The 16,658-nt window shown below is 73.2% G+C and carries 19 protein-coding genes; 4 read left to right on the top strand and 15 right to left on the bottom strand.

All coding sequences use genetic code 11. From position 1 onward, the window contains the following. Positions 1-229 precede the first annotated feature (229 nt). Entirely contained in the window at positions 230-1,162 is a 933-nt protein-coding gene (locus tag QUG98_RS10800) for an aggregation-promoting factor C-terminal-like domain-containing protein (RefSeq protein ID WP_289470536.1), read from the top strand. A 148-nt stretch (positions 1,163-1,310) separates the two neighbouring features. Here QUG98_RS10800 and QUG98_RS10795 read toward each other — a convergent pair whose 3' ends face one another. From QUG98_RS10795 to QUG98_RS10780, 4 genes are read right to left on the bottom strand one after another with little or no spacing between them, the layout of a single operon-like run. Next, positions 1,311-1,619 carry a hypothetical protein gene (locus QUG98_RS10795; RefSeq protein WP_289470535.1) on the bottom strand — a complete coding sequence of 103 codons (309 nt, stop codon included), beginning with the start codon at positions 1,617-1,619 and terminating at the stop codon, positions 1,311-1,313. Beyond that, positions 1,616-2,320 carry an Asp23/Gls24 family envelope stress response protein gene (locus tag QUG98_RS10790; protein ID WP_289470534.1) on the bottom strand — a complete coding sequence of 235 codons (705 nt, stop codon included), beginning with the start codon at positions 2,318-2,320 and terminating at the stop codon, positions 1,616-1,618. Before QUG98_RS10790 ends, QUG98_RS10795 begins: the two co-directional genes overlap by 4 nt. Next, on the bottom strand, positions 2,317-2,871 hold the full coding sequence (locus QUG98_RS10785) for an RNA polymerase sigma factor (protein WP_058748505.1): 555 nt from the start codon (positions 2,869-2,871) through the stop codon (positions 2,317-2,319). The genes QUG98_RS10790 and QUG98_RS10785 overlap by 4 nt, the downstream gene beginning before the upstream one ends. 16 nt (positions 2,872-2,887) lie before the next feature. Further along, positions 2,888-3,091 (bottom strand): hypothetical protein, encoded by a 204-nt coding sequence (locus QUG98_RS10780; protein ID WP_289470533.1) that lies wholly within the window; start codon positions 3,089-3,091, stop codon positions 2,888-2,890. A gap of 112 nt (positions 3,092-3,203) precedes the next feature. Between QUG98_RS10780 and QUG98_RS10775 the strand changes: the two genes are divergently transcribed. Further along, a complete protein-coding gene (locus QUG98_RS10775; protein WP_289470532.1) occupies positions 3,204-3,839 on the top strand; it encodes an MOSC domain-containing protein in 636 nt (211 codons plus the stop codon). On the opposite strand, the gene QUG98_RS10770 is transcribed toward QUG98_RS10775, so the two are convergent. The 5 genes from QUG98_RS10770 to QUG98_RS10750 form a co-directional block, all read right to left on the bottom strand. Next, complete coding sequence (locus QUG98_RS10770; protein WP_289470531.1) at positions 3,741-4,223, bottom strand: MmcQ/YjbR family DNA-binding protein; 483 nt, start codon at positions 4,221-4,223, stop codon at positions 3,741-3,743. The genes QUG98_RS10775 and QUG98_RS10770 overlap by 99 nt on opposite strands. An 89-nt stretch (positions 4,224-4,312) precedes the next feature. Further along, a complete protein-coding gene (epsC, locus tag QUG98_RS10765; protein WP_289470530.1) occupies positions 4,313-4,897 on the bottom strand; it encodes a serine O-acetyltransferase EpsC in 585 nt (194 codons plus the stop codon). Beyond that, positions 4,894-5,832 carry a cysteine synthase A gene (gene cysK / locus QUG98_RS10760; protein ID WP_137767861.1) on the bottom strand — a complete coding sequence of 313 codons (939 nt, stop codon included), beginning with the start codon at positions 5,830-5,832 and terminating at the stop codon, positions 4,894-4,896. The genes epsC and cysK overlap by 4 nt, the downstream gene beginning before the upstream one ends. Positions 5,833-5,970: 138 nt before the next feature. Next, the gene (locus tag QUG98_RS10755) at positions 5,971-6,987 is read right to left on the bottom strand and encodes a PDDEXK nuclease domain-containing protein (RefSeq protein WP_289470529.1); all 1,017 of its coding nucleotides are present in this window, start codon (positions 6,985-6,987) and stop codon (positions 5,971-5,973) included. A gap of 167 nt (positions 6,988-7,154) precedes the next feature. Beyond that, on the bottom strand, positions 7,155-8,189 hold the full coding sequence (locus QUG98_RS10750; RefSeq protein WP_289470528.1) for a dipeptidase: 1,035 nt from the start codon (positions 8,187-8,189) through the stop codon (positions 7,155-7,157). Positions 8,190-8,234: 45 nt separating this feature from the next. On the opposite strand from QUG98_RS10750, the gene QUG98_RS10745 reads away from it, so the two are divergent. Continuing rightward, a complete protein-coding gene (locus QUG98_RS10745; RefSeq protein ID WP_289470527.1) occupies positions 8,235-8,807 on the top strand; it encodes a GNAT family N-acetyltransferase in 573 nt (190 codons plus the stop codon). Further along, entirely contained in the window at positions 8,804-9,298 is a 495-nt protein-coding gene (locus QUG98_RS10740) for an SRPBCC family protein (protein WP_289470526.1), read from the top strand. Before QUG98_RS10745 ends, QUG98_RS10740 begins: the two co-directional genes overlap by 4 nt. On the opposite strand, the gene QUG98_RS10735 is transcribed toward QUG98_RS10740, so the two are convergent. The 6 genes from QUG98_RS10735 to QUG98_RS10710 form a co-directional block, all read right to left on the bottom strand. Next, a complete protein-coding gene (locus QUG98_RS10735; protein ID WP_289470525.1) occupies positions 9,265-10,095 on the bottom strand; it encodes a MurR/RpiR family transcriptional regulator in 831 nt (276 codons plus the stop codon). The genes QUG98_RS10740 and QUG98_RS10735 overlap by 34 nt on opposite strands. After that, positions 10,092-11,393 (bottom strand): allantoate amidohydrolase, encoded by a 1,302-nt coding sequence (locus QUG98_RS10730; protein WP_289470524.1) that lies wholly within the window; start codon positions 11,391-11,393, stop codon positions 10,092-10,094. The genes QUG98_RS10735 and QUG98_RS10730 overlap by 4 nt, the downstream gene beginning before the upstream one ends. Then, positions 11,390-12,703 carry a pyridoxal-phosphate-dependent aminotransferase family protein gene (locus QUG98_RS10725; protein ID WP_289470523.1) on the bottom strand — a complete coding sequence of 438 codons (1,314 nt, stop codon included), beginning with the start codon at positions 12,701-12,703 and terminating at the stop codon, positions 11,390-11,392. The genes QUG98_RS10730 and QUG98_RS10725 overlap by 4 nt, the downstream gene beginning before the upstream one ends. Further along, a complete protein-coding gene (gene allB, locus QUG98_RS10720; RefSeq protein ID WP_289470522.1) occupies positions 12,700-14,106 on the bottom strand; it encodes an allantoinase AllB in 1,407 nt (468 codons plus the stop codon). The genes QUG98_RS10725 and allB overlap by 4 nt, the downstream gene beginning before the upstream one ends. Continuing rightward, on the bottom strand, positions 14,103-14,891 hold the full coding sequence (locus QUG98_RS10715) for an aspartate/glutamate racemase family protein (RefSeq protein WP_289470521.1): 789 nt from the start codon (positions 14,889-14,891) through the stop codon (positions 14,103-14,105). The genes allB and QUG98_RS10715 overlap by 4 nt, the downstream gene beginning before the upstream one ends. A gap of 156 nt (positions 14,892-15,047) precedes the next feature. Then, positions 15,048-16,610 carry an NCS1 family nucleobase:cation symporter-1 gene (locus QUG98_RS10710; protein WP_289470520.1) on the bottom strand — a complete coding sequence of 521 codons (1,563 nt, stop codon included), beginning with the start codon at positions 16,608-16,610 and terminating at the stop codon, positions 15,048-15,050. Positions 16,611-16,658: the final 48 nt, after the last annotated feature.

Raw genomic sequence — 16,658 nt, 5'->3', positions numbered from 1 at the left:
TGGACGCGCCGTCCAGGCTGACACGTCATCGTGTCGGCTTCGCCCGAGCAGGCGGCCACCCGGTCGCCCAGCGGCGGACGGACGGGCCCCACACCACCGTCCGGTCCTCCCCCGGCTCGCGGCTCCCCCCACGACGGCCGTCCCGACGGTCGTGCACGCTCCCCCACACCCGCGTGCCCGATCCGGCGTGCCCGGGAGTCGCCCTCCAGCCGGCCGACCACCGGAACCGATGACGCGAAACACCCCCGAACCACCCAGCACGACCCGACCCGGCACGACCCGACCCGGCACGACCGCGGCGAACCCGACGACGGCGACCACCCGACGCCAGGCGCTCGACACCCCGAGCCGCCGTGTCCGCCGCGCGCTCCGCAGCCGGTCCGCCCTGGTCGTCGGCGGAGCGGCCGCCGTCGCCCTCGTCGGCGGCCTCGCGACCGTCGGCGCGCAGCCGGCGATCGGTGAGGCGATCGGCATGCCCTCGGCGAGCGCCACGAGCACCCCCGCGCTGCACGGGGCGGACCTCGACCGCGCCCAGGCCGCCGCGACCATCGCGACCGCCCGCACGGTGCTCGCCGACGCGAACGACAAGACCGACACGAGCGCCCTCGAGCGCCAGGTGCACGCACTGTCGGACTACCGCAGCATGTCCGGCTCCGCGATCACCACCCACATCGCCTCGACCGTCGACGCCACGACGCAGGTCGCGGACCAGAGTGCGTCGCAGGACAAGGCGGACGCCGACGCGGCCGCAGCAGCGGCGGCGAAGGCACAGGCCGACGCCGAGGCGCAGGCCGCTGCCGAGCGCGCAGCGGCGGAGGCCGCCGCGGCAGCCGAGCGCCAGGCGGCCGCGAACACCGTCGCCGGAGCCAAGGCGACCGCGTCCTCGATGGCGTCGTCGCAGTACGGCTGGGGCTCCGCGCAGTTCCAGTGCCTGGACCACCTCTGGACCAAGGAGTCCGGGTGGGACTACCAGGCGGTCAACCCGAACGGTGGCGCGACCGGCATCCCGCAGGCGCTCCCCGGATCGAAGATGGGCACCGTCGCGGCGGACTGGCGGACCAACGCCACCACGCAGATCACGTGGGGGCTGCAGTACATCAGCGCGGCCTACGGCACGCCCTGCGCGGCGTGGGCCCACTCGCAGGCGACCAACTTCTACTGAGCCGCGAGCGGGTGACGGTCGTCACCACCTGACGGACGGGAGGCACGGTGCCAGCGGGTACCGAGCCTCCCGTCCGTCACGTGGCCCGTCCCTCAGGTGGTCCGTCGCTCCCGCGTGCCGTCTCCGTCGAGTGGACGGACCGGTCCGATCAGCCGACGCGCGCGATGCGCACGTCCACCCGGCCGAGCGTGAGTCCGCGCTCGCCGGCGACGCGGAGAGCCGCGTCGTGCGCCGCGCGCGCTGCGACCCGGGCGGGCACCGATCCGTCGGTGCCGACGACGACGCGCAGGACGTCGTCGTCGAGCACGACCCGGGACACCGGTGCACGCGAGGCGATGCGGCGGGCGGACTCGACCGCGCTGCCGAGCGTCGGCTTCGCGCGGTACAGGTCGGCCACACCGGGTGCCGCCAGGACGGCCTCCTCGATCGCCGCGGCCGTTGCGTCGTCCAGGCTCATGCGGGGTCCTCCTCGTCGGTGGTGCCGAGCGCACCGGGCGCCGCTCCGTCGTCGTGCCGCGGTGGGAGCGGGGGTAGGAGGTCCCGGACCCGCACGTCGACCGCCTCAACCACCAGGTCGGTCTGCTCGGCGAGGGCCTCGGCGACGGCCTGGCGGACCTGCTCGGCGGCGGCGTGGATGGGTGTTCCAGCCCGGATGGCCAGCTCGACCAGGACCCGGACGGGTGCGTCGAGCAGCGTCACGTCGCCCTGGAGCGAGCACCGGGCGATCACGACGCCGGGCACGACGTCGCCGGCCGTCCGCACCAGCGACCGGATCGCGCCCTCGGTCATCACGGGGCGCTCGGTCGGCACCGACGGGCGGAGCGGGACGTCGCGACCGGCCCGGGCCTCGAGCGAGATGTTCGCCAGCACACCGCCGATCCACGACTCGTCGGCCGGTGCCTCCTGCTCGGCTGCGGCGTCGAGCGAGCCGAGGGACGACTGGCGGAGCCGGACGAGGGCGGCGAGGGCGTTCTGGCACGCGGCCGAGTCGTCGATGCTCGGGTCGGCGGGCTGCATCCCGGCGTCCAGGTAGTCCGCGAGTTCGTCGATGGTGTGGCCGTCGAGGTCCTCGGGTTCGAGAGCGTCGAGGCGCACGTCATCGTGCTGCACGTCCTCTGGCTGCACGCCGTCCGGCTGCACGTCGTCTGGTGCGGTCATCGCCATGCCTCCATGAGACGGATCATGTTCTTCCTCGCGCGCGAGAGCAGTCCCCGCACCGTCGACACCGGCAGGTCGAGTTCCTCGGCGATGTCCTCGTAGCGGTACTCGAGCACCTCCTTCATCACCCAGCACCGCCGCTGCGCCTCCGGCAGCTCGGCCAGGGCGGTCTCGACGGCCTCCTCGCGCGACCGGGCCTCGGCGACCCGCTCCGGGGCGTCGTCGCGCGGTGCCTCGACCTCGAGCTCGGTGACGTCGAGGTGCTCGCGCCGCGCACGGATGCGGTCGATGCACTTGCGGCTGAGGATGCGCATGAGCCACGACTTGACCTTGGCGCCGTCCTCGAGTGCGTCGAGGCGGCCCCACGCGGTGATGAAGGTCTCCTGCACGACGTCGTCGAGTTCGTCGGTCGATCCGAGGGTGCGCCGCGCGTAGGCGCGGAGCAGCGGTGTGTACCGCCGGATGAGGACCTCGAACGCCCGGACGTCGCCGTCGGACGAGCGGCCCGCGAGGACGGCGTCGTCGAGGTCGGCGAGGGGCTGGTACGGCACGTCACCCTTCTACCGGTCAGTGGTGGAGGAAGTCTGGGCGGGTGGCGGCGGGGCCGGTCCCGATCACCTGCAGCGGGCCGACCGGACGGGCGCCGAGCGTGCGGACGCGCACCTGTGCCAGACCGTGTGCGGAGGGGGTGCGTGCCGTCGCACCGTGGCTCGGGGACGCGCCGGGGCGTCGCAGGACGGCAGCGGCGGTGGCGCGGGTGGTGTCGGACATGGTCGGTCTCCTCTGGTTCCACCGGTGTGACGGATCCCGGAGCCGGATCGTCACGCCACCGGGAGACGTCACGGGCTGCGATCCGTCCACCGCCTGCGTCAGGATGGGGAGCATGAGCCACATCACCGCCGTCTGCCGCGTCGACCAGCTGCTCCATGACTCGGGCACGATCGGGATCACCGCGATCGACAAGCGTCCGGTGGACGGCCCCGTCCGCGTCCGCCCGCTCGGGCTCCACGCGGACGTGCAGGCGGACCGGAAGCACCACGGCGGCGAGGACCAGGCGGTCTACGCCTACGCCGACGAGGACGCCGCGTACTTCGCCGAGGCCCTCGGGCGCGACGTCCCGCCGGGCCTGTTCGGCGAGAACCTGCGCACGAGCGGCGTCGACGTGACCGGCGCCGTGACGGGCGAGCGGTGGCGGATCGGCGAGACGCTCGAACTCGAGGTGACGATCCCCCGGGTGCCCTGCGGCACCTTCGCGCGCCGGATGGGGATCCCCGGGTGGGTGAAGCGGTTCGCAGCGGAGAACCGTCCGGGCGCCTACCTGCGGGTCCTGCACAGCGGACCGGTGGCGGCGGGCGACCGGGTGGTCGTGACGCACCGCCCGGAGCACGGCGTCACGATCGGGGAGATCTCCGCCGGGCTGTCACCCGAGCGGGCCCGCGCCGTGCTCGACTCGGGAGACCGGCTCGCCCCGAAGGTCGTCCGCGACGTCTCGAAGGTCCTCGCCCGCGGTCGCGTCTGAGTCACCGGCACGGCGTCCGGCGCCGGGGTCGAGCGGGCGTCGGGCCCTCGGGAGGCCGGCGACCACGAGGTCGTACGAGTTCGCGACGAGGTCCTCGACCATCGTCTCGTCGAGACCGTCGCCCGGCGAGAGCGTGATCCAGTGCCGCTTGTCCATGTGCCACCCCGGGGTGATCTCGGCGTGGTCGCGCACGAGCGCTGCTGCGTGCGGGGGCGCGCACTTGAGGTTGACGATCGGCACGCCGCGCAACGTCGTCGCGAGGACGAACATCCGACCGACCACCTTGTGGACGACGGACTGCTCGCCGAAGGGCTGCGTCTCCTCGACCGCGGGGAGCGCCAGGGCCGTCCGGAAGGTCACCTCGTGCAGTGCTGCGCCGTCCACCCCACCAGCATGCCGCACCGCCCCGACACCGCGGCGGGCGCGGCCACAGCGGCGGGCGCGGCCGCAGCGGCGAGCGGGGCCGGTGGTCGTCAGAGCGTCGGGACGCTCTCGTGCCCTGTCCGCGGCCGGGCGGTCCCGGCGATGCCGGTGACGACGGAGCCGGCGGGTACGTCCTTCGTCACGACCGTGTTCGCGCCGACGACCGAGTCCGCGCCGACCGTGATCGCGCCGATCAGCGACGACCCGGCGCCGAGCACCACGCGGTCCCCCACGGTCGGGTGCCGCCGCTGCCCCGGACCGTGTTCCCCGCCACGCCCGCCGAGGGTGACCCCGTGGAAGAGCAGGACGTCGTCACCGATGACCGCCGTCTCCCCGATCACGACGCCCATGCCGTGGTCGATGAAGAACCGGCGACCGACGCGGGCGCCGGGGTGGATCTCGATGCCGGTGACCGAACGGGCGATCTGCGCGACCACCCGTGCGGCGAACCGCGAGCCGGGGAGGCCCCGCGCGAGCCAGAGTCGGTGCGTGAGCCGGTGGGTCCAGATCGCGTGCAGCCCCGAGTAGACGACCGCGTTCTCCAGGTCGCCCCGGGCGGCGGGGTCACCGCGGCGTGCCGCAGCCAGGTCCTCGCGGACCCGCCACAGCACGCCACGTCGGACGGCACGCGTCACGCAGTGAGCCCCTCGAACAGCGGCGTGGACAGGTAGCGTTCGCCGGTGTCGCACACGATCGCGACGACGCGCTTGCCGGCGTTCTCCGGTCGGGCCGCGATCTCGACGGCCGCGTGGATGATCGCGCCGGACGAGATGCCCGACAGGATGCCCTCCTCGGTGCCGAGCGCGCGGGCGACCCGGAGCGCGTCGTCGAGCTCGACGTCGAACACCTCGTCGATGACGTCGCGGTCGAGGACCTCGGGGACGAAGTTGGCACCGATGCCCTGGATCTTGTGCGGGCCGGCCTTCCCCTCGGTCAGCAGCGGCGAGTCCTTGGGCTCGACGGCGACGATCTGCACGCCCGGCACCCGCTCCTTGAGCACCTGCCCGACACCCGTGATCGTGCCGCCGGTCCCGACCCCGGCGACGAAGACGTCGACGTGGCCCTCGGTGTCGCGGAGGATCTCCTCCGCCGTGGTCTTCCGGTGGATCGCGGCGTTCGCGGGCGTTTCGAACTGGTGGGCGAGGATCGCGCCGGGGGTCTCGTCGACGATCTGACCGGCGCGGGCCACGGCGCCCTTCATGCCCTCGGAGCCCGGGGTCAGGACGATCTCGGCGCCGAAGGCCCGGATCAGGGCCCGCCGTTCGACGCTCATCGTCTCGGGCATCGTGATGACGACCCGGTAGCCACGTGCGGCACCGACCAGGGCGAGCGCGATGCCGGTGTTGCCCGATGAGCCCTCGACGATCGTGCCGCCCGGGCGCAGCTCGCCGGACTCCTCGGCGGCGTCGATGATCGCGACGCCGAGGCGGTCCTTCACGCTGGAGCCGGGGTTGTAGAACTCGAGCTTCGCGAGCACCTCGGCCCCGTCCGCCTTCGGCAGGCGGTTGAGCCGGACGAGCGGGGTGTTGCCGAACGCCTGCGAGATGTTGTCGTAGATGGTGCCGGTCATCCGTTGTCGTCCTCCGGGTCGAGTCGTCACGCCGTCGGTGGCGGCGCTGCGGGTCCGCTCGCGATCCTAGCGACGGCGCCCGGCGTTCCCCTGTCGATGACGCCCGTTGACGCCCGTTGATGCCTGTTGACGCCCGTCCTACTCGCCGCCGAGCAGCGCACGGCGTAACTGCGCCTCCGTCGGCAGCGATCGCTGCAGGTCGGGCGGCAGGAGCTCGTAGGACGCGACACCCACCGGTGCGTTCGCCGCGCTGAGTGCGTAGCGGACGACGGCGTCGTTCTTGCCGCCGACGAGCAGGAGCCCGACGGTCTCGGCGTGGTGGTCGCGGCGCAGTCGATCGTCGACGAGGGCGACGTAGTACGTGAGCTGGCCGAGGTTCTCCGGCCGGAAGGCGCCGGTCTTGAGCTCCACGACCACGTAGCGCAGCTGCTCGACGTGGAAGAAGAGGAGATCGACGAAGAAGTCACTGCCCTCGACCTCGAAGTGGACCTGGCGTCCGACGAACGCGAACCCGTCGCCGAGCTCCCGGAGCGTCTCGGCGATCCGGGTCGTCATCGCCGCCTCCAGCGTTCGCTCGTCGCGGTCGCCGTCCACCGCGAGGAAGTCGAGGACGTACGGATCGCGGGTCATCTGCTGCGCCAGGTCGGCTCCGTCCGCGTCGAGCAGGCGGCTGAAGTTCGTGCTGGCGGCACCGTGTCGCTCGTGGGCGCCGCTCCTGATGTTGTGGCGGAGGACGTTCCGAGACCACCCGGACTGCGCGGCGGTCGCCGCGTACCACGCCCGTACCGCAGGCGATCGGACACCGAGCAGGAGCGTGACGTGCCCCCAGGGCAATCGGTCAACAAGCTGTTGACCGATTGCTTGCTCGTTCGGCCATGCGGCCGCGAACTGACGCATGTACTTGAGGTTCGTCGCGGAGAGGCCGCGCATCGCCGGGAACTCGCTCCGGAGGTCTTCCGCGAGGCGACCGAGGACTCCACTCCCCCACGGCGCGGATCGTGATCGCTCGAGCAGCTCGCGGCCGATCGCCCAGTAGAGGTGGATCATGTGCGCGTTGGCAGCGAGTTGCACCGCGGTCCTGGTGCCGCGGACGTGGTCGCGGATGGCGTCGAGCGTTTCCCGGTACGTAGCCGGGAGCAGGTTCCCCTCGTTCATCGCCCAAGTGTCATGAGCAGGGCGCGCGCGGGGCGAGCGATCGGGATGTACAGCGACCGCGATGGGACGACGCGGAGCAGGAGTCCCGAGCGGCGTGCGGCGGTCGTACGCCGCGCCTCCCGGCCGCGTCCCTGCCACCGCAGCCCGACCGCGACCGCGCGCCCGCGTCAGCGGAGCGCGCTCCGCGCGAAGCGCTCGTCGGTCGCCTCGAGCACCCGCAGCACGTTCCCGCCGGCGAGCGCCCGCAGGTCGTCGTCGCTCCAGCCGCGGCGGCGGAGCTCCTCGGCGAGCACCGGGTACCGCGACACGTCCCGCAGGTCCGGCGGCAGCACCGGTGTGCCGTCGTAGTCCCCGCCGAGCCCGATGTGGTGCAGCCCCGCGACCTCGCGGGCGTGGTCGACGTGGTCGGCGACGTCCGCCACCGTGACGAGCGGCGGCTCCCCCTCGGAGCCGGCCTCCTCCCAGTCCGCCCACGCGCGCGACACGAACTTCGGCACGAACGTGATCATGACCACGCCCCCGTTGTCCCCGAGCCGGGCGAGCACGTCGTCGGGCACGTTCCGCGGGTGGTCGTCGACGGCGACGGTCGACGAGTGGCTGAAGACGACCGGCTGCGTCGCGACGTCGAGGGTGTCGCGCATCGTCGCCGGGGCGGTGTGGGACAGGTCGACGAGCATGCCGATCCGCTCCATCTCGGCGACGACCTCGCGGCCGCGGTCGGTCAGGCCGCCGTGCGCCCGGGCACCGGTGGCCGAGTCCGCCCAGGTCGTGTCGTCGTTGTGCGTCAGCGTCATGTAACGGACACCCAGCCGGGCGAACGACCGGAGCACCGCGAGGTCGTCGCCGATCGAGTGGCCGCCCTCGGCACCGAGCAACGACGCGATGCGTCCGGCATCGACGGTGGCACGCAGCTCGGCGGCGGTCCGCACGAAGGTCAGGTCGTCCGGGTACCGCGCGATGATCCTGTGCGCGGTGTCGATCTGCTGCAGCGTCGTCCGCACGGGATCCGGGTCGTCGGACGGCACGAACACCGACCAGAACTGACCGACTACCCCACCGGCCCGGAGCTTCGGCAGGTCGGTGTGCAGCGTCCCCTGCTCGGTGTCGATGCCCTCGACGCCGGAGTCGTGGGACTCGCGACGCTCCCACGGCAGGTCGTTGTGTCCGTCGATGACCGGGAAGGCGAGGGAGTCGAACGTCATGTCGCCGACGCTACCCTGCGACCGCAGGCTCACTAGGCTCGCGGTGTGCTCCCCGTGACGCTCCGCACCGACCGGCTCGTGCTCTCCGCTCCGGGTACCGCCGACGTCGAGGCCGTCGTCGCGTACGCGAACGACCCCGACGTGATCGCCTTCACCCCGGTCCCCGTGCCGTACGGCCACGCCGAGGCGCACCAGTTCATCGAGCGGGTCGGCGACGGCTGGCGGGACGACACCCGCTACGACTTCGGGATCCGACGGGTCGACGACCCGCGCCTGCTCGGCACGGTCGGCGTGTTCGGCTTCGTGGACGGGGCGGCCGAGATCGGCTACGCGCTGCACCCGGACGGCCGCGGGCACGGGTTCGTGACCGAGGCCGCAGCGCGCGTGCTGGATTGGGCCTTCGCAGCGCCGCCGACCGGGCTGGGTCTGGTGCGGGTGCAGTGGCGCGCGCTCGGGACGAACGCGGTCTCGGCCGCGACGGCCAGACGGATCGGCATGCGGTACGAGGGCCGGTCCCGCTCCGCCGTCGTGCACCGTGGGGTCCGGCACGACCAGCTGCTCGCCGCCGTGCTCCGGGACGACGACCGGACGACGCCGACGGACTGGCCGACACCGTGACCGTCGCCTTCCGCGTCGTCACCGACATCGCCGCTCCGGTCGAGCGCGTCTTCGCGCTGTCGCTCGACATCGGCGCGCACGAGCGATCGATGGCCGGCACCGACGAACGCGCGGTGGCCGGCACGACGTCCGGCACGATCGGGCTCGGGGAGAGCGTCACGTGGCGCGCGCGGCACTTCGGGGTCGTCTGGTCGATGACGAGCAGGATCACCGCCATGGATGCTCCGGGTCGCTTCGTCGACGAGCAGGTGCGTGGTCCGTTCGCCCGGTTCCGGCACGAGCACCGGTTCGGACCGTCGGCCGGCGGTACGCGGATGGTCGACGAGATCGTCTTCCGGGCACCCCTCGGCCCGCTCGGGTGGCTGGCCGAGCGGATCGCGCTCGCCCGCTACCTGCCGCGGCTGATCGCCGCGCGCAACGCATCGCTGCGCGACGAGCTCGAGCGGGACGGGGACGGTCAGCGGGGGGCGAGCTCCCCGAGCGCGTCGTAGGCCGCCGCCACGGCGTCCACCCGGGCACGCCCGGCCGGCCCGGAGGCCTCGTACACGTCGTTCGCGATCGCCGCGACGACCGCGAAGAGCGCCGCCATCGAGTCGAACGCCGACGGGGAGTCCACCGGGCAGAGCACCGCGGTCGCCGCGGGAGCCGCGATCACCGCCGCCGTCGGGTCGCCGAGCACGACCACGTCGGCACCGGTCGCGACGCAGTGCTGCACGAGCCGCTCGGCACCCGCCGCGTGCCGCCGGACGGTGACGAGCACGACGAGGTCTCGCCGGTCGAGGTCCGCGACCTCCTCGCCCAGTCGCTGTCCCGGAGCCGGACCGATCCGGACGTCCGGACGCACCTGGGCCAGTTGGGAGCGGAGCTGCATCGCGACGGGGTGCGCGCCGCGTTCCCCGACGACGAGCACCCGACGAGCTCGGACGATGCGGCGGGCCAGCCGGACGCGGTCCGCCCGTGCGAGCGAGGCGAAGGCGGCGTCGAGGTTGCGCGCCTCGACCGCGCGCTGGTCCACGTGGGCCGCGTCCTCGGCCGCCCACGGCAGCCCGCTGCCCCGGGCGGACATGAGTTCCTGCCGGACCTCGGCGGCATCCTGGAACCCGAGGGAGCGGACGAGCCGCGAGACCGTGGCCTTCGAGGTGCCCGACTCGGCCGCGAGTTCGGCGGAGGTGCCGACGAGCAGCAGCTCCGGGTCGTGGCGGACCATCGCGGCGACCCGTCGTTCCGCGGGCGACAGTCGGTCCCAGACCGCGTCGACCCGGGCCCGGACGTCCGGCACGGCGCTCACCGCGTCTCCGCCCGGTCGTCGGCGATGCGCTCCACCGCGACGGCCAGTGCGTCGAGACCGAGTGCGACGTCGTCCTGCGAGACGAACTCGTCCGGGTGGTGGCTGATGCCGTCCGGGTTGCGGAGGAACAGCATCGCGACGTCGGTGACGAGCCCGAGGGACATCGCGTCGTGCCCGGCACGTGAGAACAGCTCCGCCGGCGCGGTCTCCCCCGTCGAGGCGATGCCGGCACGGACCGCGTCCATCAGCGCCGACGCGCAGAACACCGCCGGCGCGCGGTGCACCTCGGTCGGCGACACCGTCACCCCTCGGCGGGCCCCGATCTCGTCGAACGCGGCCGTGATGGACTCCCAGACGCGGTCACGGCCCTCGTCGAACTCGCCGCGCAGGTCGACGCTGAACCGGGCGAGCCCCGGGACGACGTTGACGGCGCCGGGCTCGACGGACATCGTGCCGACCGTGCCGACGTGCTGCTCGGCGCGGCAGATCCGTTCGACGGCGAGCGCCGCCTCGGCCGCGGCGAGCAGGGCGTCGTGGCGCCGCTCGTACGGGGTGCCGCCGGCGTGCCGGGCCTCGCCGACCGCCTCGACGGAGAACCGCCGAGCGCTCGCGATGCTCGTCACGACGCCGAGCGCTTGGCCCGCTTGCTCGAGGGACGGACCCTGCTCGATGTGCGCCTCGAGGTAGCCGACGAGTCGTTCCGGGGGCAGTGCCGCCTCGCCGACGCGGGCGGGGTCGAGGCCGAAGTCGGTGAAGGCCTGCCGGAGCGTGGTGCCGTCGCCGTCCTCGAGGTCCCACCAGGCGTCGTCCCAGACCCCGGCGACCGCGGAGGACCCGAGCAGGGCCTTGCCGAACCGCGTTCCCTCTTCGTCGGAGAACGCGATGACCTGCAGCGCGAAGGGCAGCGGCCCGGACGCGGCGAGCCGGGCCGCGGTGCGGATCGCCATGAGCACCCCGACGACACCGTCGTAGCGACCGGCGTCGACCACGGTGTCGAGGTGCGAGCCGAGCAGCAGCACGGGGGCGTCCGGCGTCGCGCCGTCGACGATGCCGTGCAGGTTGCCGGCGGCGTCCTGCCAGGTGCGGAGTCCGGCGTCCTGCATCCACTCCGCGACCATCGCGTTCACCCGGGCGTGCTCCGGGGACAGGTACACGCGGGTGGTGCGTCCGTCGTCCTGCGAGACGGCCGCCAGGGTGTCGCACCAGCGGACGATCGTCGCGGCGTCCGCGATCGCTCGGGCACTGGCGGTCGGCGTCGCCGGGGCGTCGGTGGTCGCGGGCCCGGTCGCCGGCGTCACGCGGGCGCTCCGACCGGCGCGGTGCTCCCCGTGTGGACGTCGCCAGGAGCGTGGACGTCGGCAGCGGCGTGGACGTCGGCAGCGGCGTGGACGTCGGCAGCGGCGTGGACGTCGAGGGCGGCGTCGACCCCGGCGCCCTGCGGCACCACGTGGCCGGCGCGGCGCAGGCAGTGCTCGAGCGCGGCGAGGGTCCGCACGACGGTGTCCTTCCGGGCGTTGTAGCCCATCGTCCCGATGCGCCAGACCCGTCCGTGCAACGGCCCGAAGGACGTGCCGATCTCGATGCCGTGGTCCTCGAGCATCGCGCCGCGGACCTCGTCGCCCACGACGTCGTCGGGGATCTCCACGGCGACGACGTTGTGCATCTTGTGGGCGACGTCGCCGAAGACGCGCAGCCCGAGGGCCTCGACCCCGGCGAGCATCGCCCGCCCGGCGGTCGCGTGGCGCTCGATCACGGCCTCGCGCCCCTCCTCGAGCAGGATGCGGGCGCACTCGTTCGCGGCGTAGAGCATCGACGCGGCCTCGGTGTGGTGGTTGAGGCGCCGCGGACCCCAGTAGTCGAGGATCATCGCGAGGTCGAGGTAGTTCGAGCGGATCGGGTCGTCGGACACGACGTCGTCGGCCTCGCGGATGCCGGCCTCGATGCTCCGGCGGCCGTCGAGCACCGCCACGGCACGCGGCGACAGGGTGATCGGTGCACTGCCGGAGGGCCCGCCCAGGCACTTCTGCAGGCCGGCGCTCACGACGTCGATCCCCCAGGCGTCGGTCTCGAGCGGGTTGCCGCCGATGCTCGCCGTGGCGTCGGAGTACAGCAGCACGCCGTGCCGCTCGCAGATCGCCCCGAGCTCGTCGAGCGGCTGGTTCATCGTCGTCGAGGTGTCGCCCTGCACGACCGCCAGGACCTTCGGCCGGACCCGGCGGACAGCGTCCTCGATCACCGACGGCGGGAACACCTGCCCCCACTCGGTCTCGATCGTGTGCACCTCGGCACCGGCTCGCGTGGCGATCTCGGCGAGCAGGTGCCCGAAGCGTCCGAAGACCGGCACGAGCACGCGATCACCCGGGGCGAGCAGGGACACCAGGGCCGCCTCGATGCCCGCACGAGAGGTGCCGTCGACGAGCACCGTCGCGTCGTTCCGCGTTCCGAAGACCTGGCGGTACAGCTCCTGCGTCTCGGTCATCGTCGCCGTCATCCACGGGTCGTACTGCCCGACGAGCGCGGTCGACAGTGCGCGGAGCACGCGGGGGTCCGCATCGATCGGTCCCGGCCCCATGAGGAGTCGGGCGGGCGGGTTCACTGGCTGGGTCATGGTGCCTCCGTTCCGTTCAGGATGATACCGGAACGTTCGTTTCGTGCGTGTTGCGGTGCCGTCGGGCGGTCGACCAGGACTCCCTCGACGGCGGTGACCCCGTCGTCGGCCGACGCCACGTGCCGTCCGCGGAGCCAGGTCTCGGTGACGACACCGACCGTGCGGAGCCCGTCGTAGGCGGAGACCGGGTTGCGGTGGGCCAGCGCCGACACCTCGACGACGCCCTTAGCCGCGGGGTCGAGGACCGCGAAGTGGGCGACCGTGCCGGGCGCGATCCGGCCGCGGTCGGTGAACCCGACGAGCGCCGCGGGTCCCGTCGTGAACCACGGCAGGACGGCCTCGAGCGGGATCCCCCGGCGCACGGCCTCGGTCCACACCGCACGGAAGCCGACCTGGAGTCCGGCGATGCCGCCCCAGGCCGAGCCCCAGTCGTCGGTCTTCAGGTCGGCCGTCGACGGCGAGTGGTCGGACACGACGCAGTCGATCGTGCCGTCGAGCAGCCCCGCCCACAGCGCGTCACGGTTCGCGTCGTCGCGGATCGGCGGGCAGCACTTGAACTCGGTCGCACCGTCCGGGATCGACCCGGCCTCGAACGCCAGGTAGTGCGGACACGTCTCGACGGTCACCCGCACGCCGTCGGCCTTGGCCGCGCGGATCATCGGGAGCACCCCCGCGTCGGACAGGTGCAGCACGTGCACCCGGGCTCCCGTCGCCCGGGCCCCGTCGAGGACCCGCGCGACGGCGGACTGCTCGGCGCTGCCCGGACGGGTGGCGAGGAAGTCGACGTAGTGCTCGCCGAGCGACCCGTGCGGCACCAGGAGGTCCGGGTCCTCGGCGTGCACGATGAGCAGCGCACCGAGTTCGGCGACCTCCTCGATCGCCGCCCGGAGCTGCACCGGGTCGAGGTGCGGGAACTCGTCGACGCCGCTCGGCGCCGTGAAGCACTTGAAGCCGAAGACCCCGGCGTCGTGCAGCGGGCCGCGTGCTCCGGCGTTCGCGGGGACCGCGCCGCCCCAGAACCCGACGTCGACCGCGACGCGACCCTCGGCGCTCGCCTGCTTCACCGCGAGGGCGTCGACGTCCACCGTCGCGGGGATCGAGTTCAGCGGCATGTCGATGATCGTGGTCACACCGCCGAGGGCCGCCGCCCTCGTGGCCGAGGCGAACCCCTCCCACTCGGTGCGACCGGGTTCGTTGACGTGCACGTGGGTGTCGACGAGTCCCGGCAGCAGCACGTGCTCGTCCGGGACGGTCCGGTCCTCCGTCGCCGCGACCGACGCCTCGAACGGCAGGACCGCGTCGACCACGCCGTCGCGGACGACGACCGCGGCCGGCTGCAGGACGCCGTCCACCCAGGCCCGCCGAGCGCGGAGCACCAGGTCCGCGTGCACTGCGGCGCTCATGCCGGCACCTCCGCGAGCAGCACCGGAGCGGACACCGGCGCCGAGGACCCGGCGGCCTGCACCGAGAACCCGGACAGCAGCCCCGTCACCGGCTTCGGTGGCGGCGGGGCGTACTCACCGGCCTTGCCCGTCCGCAGCCCGAGCCGGACGAGCGACTCCGCGAGGACCGTGGCGGCGGCCACCCCGTCGACCACCGGCGCACCGATCTCGCGGGAGACCTCGGCGCAGAACTCCGCCATGCCCGCACAGCCGAGCACCACCGCGTCCGCGCCGCCCGCGATCACGGCGCGGCACTCCTCGACGACGAGCTCCCGCGCCCCCGACGTCGGGTCGTCCAGCTGCAGCACGGGCACCTCGCACGCCCGGACCTCGGTCACCAGGGAGGCGAACCCGTAGCGCTCCGCCAGCTCCCACGCACGCCCGGTCGTGCGGGCCAGCGTCGTGACGACCCCGAACCGGCGACCGAGCATCGCGGCGGCGTGGAAGCCCGCCTCGGCGATCCCGATCACCGGACCGGCGGCGAGCTCCCGCGCGGCGTCGAGTCCCGGGTCCCCGAAGCACGCGACGACGTACGCGTCGACCCCCTCCTGCTCGCCGAGCGCGATCTGCTCGAGGAGCCCCGGGACCGCGAGCGCCTCCTCGTAGTGGCTCTCGATCGAGGCCGGTCCGGTGCTCGGCGTGACCGCCTCGACGACGGTGTCGGGGCCGGCGACGGCGGCCGCGGCGCGGCCGATCGCCGCTGTCAACGACGCGGTGGTGTTGGGGTTGACGACGCGAATGTGCAAGCGGGACCTCTCGGACGGGAGTGGGGACAGGAGGGAGGCGGTGGACCCGGGAGGCGACGGTGCGGCCGGGAGGCGGGTCGCGCCTCCCGGCCGGTATCGGCGACCAGGTCGTGACGGTGTGCGGATCGTGTCGCCGGGTGCCGTGTGGCGGCCGGGTCAGTCGCGTCCGACGGCTGCGCCGTCGTCGACCGTCGGGTCGTCCGCGGCCAGGACCGGCATCCGGGGCGATCGGCGCTCGAGCGCCCAGAAGACGACCAGACCGAGGCCGCAGCCGATGAACCAGCTGTAGTTGCTCAGCCAGGGCAGGACGCCCGTCGCCGGCGGCAGCACCGCGCTCGCGACCGACACGGCACCGGCGACCAGCAGGGTCCACATCGCGTTCGGGTTCCAACCGGCGCGGTACCAGTACCGGGCGGTGGGCTCCTTCGTGTACATGTCGTCGACCGCGACCCGCTGCTTCGCGACGAGGTAGTAGCCGGCGATCAGGATCCCGAAGAGCGGGCCGATGAGGGCACCGAGGATGCCGAGCGTGTAGAGGATCGCCTGGTCGTTGCCGTACCAGTTCCACGGGGTCAGCAGGACCGAGCCGACGGCGGCGATCATGCCGCCCGTCCGCCAGCTGATCGTGCGCGGCGCGACGTTCGAGAAGTCGAACGCGGGGCTGATGAAGTTCGCGACGATGTTGATGCCGACCGTCGCGGTGACGAAGGTGAGGCCACCGAGCAGGATCGCGAACGGTGCGTCGATGGCCTGGACCGTCTCGATCGGGTCGGTGATGAGCTTGCCGAACACCGGGACGGTCGCGCTCGCGCAGAGGACGGTGAGCACCGAGAAGAAGAGGAAGTTGACCGGCAGGCCCCAGAAGTTGCCGCGCTTGACCGACCGGAACGAGCGGCCGTAGCGCGAGAAGTCTCCGAAGTTCAGCATCGGGCCGGAGAAGTAGCTGACGACGATCGCGACGGCCGAGAGCATGACCGGGATCGAGGCACCGAACGACATCGGCGCGCCCGTGTGCAGGGTGAGCGAGATGTTGCCGATGCCGGCCTTCGCCACCAGGTACACGGCGAGCGCGATCATGACGACGTAGACGGCCGGACCGGCGAAGTCGATGAACCGGCGGATCGCCTCCATGCCCATCGAGAACAGCGCGGCCTGGGCGACCCAGAGGATGCCGTAGGAGATCCAGCCGAGCGCGGAGAGCCCGAGGAACGAGTGGTCGAGGAGCGCCGCGGAGCCGGGGACGAACTTGAGGAACACGATGTTGAGCGACTGCGCGGCGAGGAACGTCTGCACGCCGTACCAGGCCGTCGCGATCAGACCGCGGATCACGGCGGGGACGTTCGCCCCGATGACGCCGAACACCGCGCGGTTGATGACCGGGTACGGAACGCCGGTTCGCTGCGACGGCTTCGCCACGAGGTTGGCGAAGACCTGCACGATGAGGATGCCGACGACGAGGGCGACGAGCACCTGCCAGCTCGCGATGCCGAGCGCGAAGAGCGACCCGGCGGTGACGTACCCGCCGACCGAGTGCACGTCGGACATCCAGAACGCGAAGATGTTGTAGCTCGTCCAGCGCTGCTCGCGCAGGGGTGCGAGATCCTCGTTGGTGAGCGCCGGGTCGTACCCGGGCTTGACGACTCCGGCGCCGGCTGCTGCCGACGAGGTCGTGCGGGGGGCGTGGGGCGCGGCGACCGGGGTCGCGATCTCTGTGACCAAGGCGTCCTCCGTGGGAGTGGGCAGCGGGGGTCCCCGCTCGTGGACGAC

The organism is Curtobacterium subtropicum, from assembly GCF_030362975.1.
GTDB lineage: Bacteria > Actinomycetota > Actinomycetes > Actinomycetales > Microbacteriaceae > Curtobacterium > Curtobacterium subtropicum.
Note: the sequence above shows the minus strand (reverse complement) of the source record. Positions and strands in the feature narration are given on the sequence as shown.

Excerpts from the sequence above, each read along its gene's own strand:
- QUG98_RS10800 (WP_289470536.1), top strand. The coding sequence starts at position 230 with ATGACGCGAAACACCCCCGAACCACCCAGCACGACCCGACCCGGCACG.
- QUG98_RS10795 (WP_289470535.1), bottom strand. The coding sequence starts at position 1,619 with ATGAGCCTGGACGACGCAACGGCCGCGGCGATCGAGGAGGCCGTCCTG.
- QUG98_RS10790 (WP_289470534.1), bottom strand. The coding sequence starts at position 2,320 with ATGACCGCACCAGACGACGTGCAGCCGGACGGCGTGCAGCCAGAGGAC.
- QUG98_RS10780 (WP_289470533.1), bottom strand. The coding sequence starts at position 3,091 with ATGTCCGACACCACCCGCGCCACCGCCGCTGCCGTCCTGCGACGCCCC.
- QUG98_RS10775 (WP_289470532.1), top strand. The coding sequence starts at position 3,204 with ATGAGCCACATCACCGCCGTCTGCCGCGTCGACCAGCTGCTCCATGAC.
- cysK (WP_137767861.1), bottom strand. The coding sequence starts at position 5,832 with ATGACCGGCACCATCTACGACAACATCTCGCAGGCGTTCGGCAACACC.
- QUG98_RS10755 (WP_289470529.1), bottom strand. The coding sequence starts at position 6,987 with ATGAACGAGGGGAACCTGCTCCCGGCTACGTACCGGGAAACGCTCGAC.
- QUG98_RS10750 (WP_289470528.1), bottom strand. The coding sequence starts at position 8,189 with ATGACGTTCGACTCCCTCGCCTTCCCGGTCATCGACGGACACAACGAC.
- QUG98_RS10725 (WP_289470523.1), bottom strand. The coding sequence starts at position 12,703 with ATGACCCAGCCAGTGAACCCGCCCGCCCGACTCCTCATGGGGCCGGGA.
- allB (WP_289470522.1), bottom strand. The coding sequence starts at position 14,106 with ATGAGCGCCGCAGTGCACGCGGACCTGGTGCTCCGCGCTCGGCGGGCC.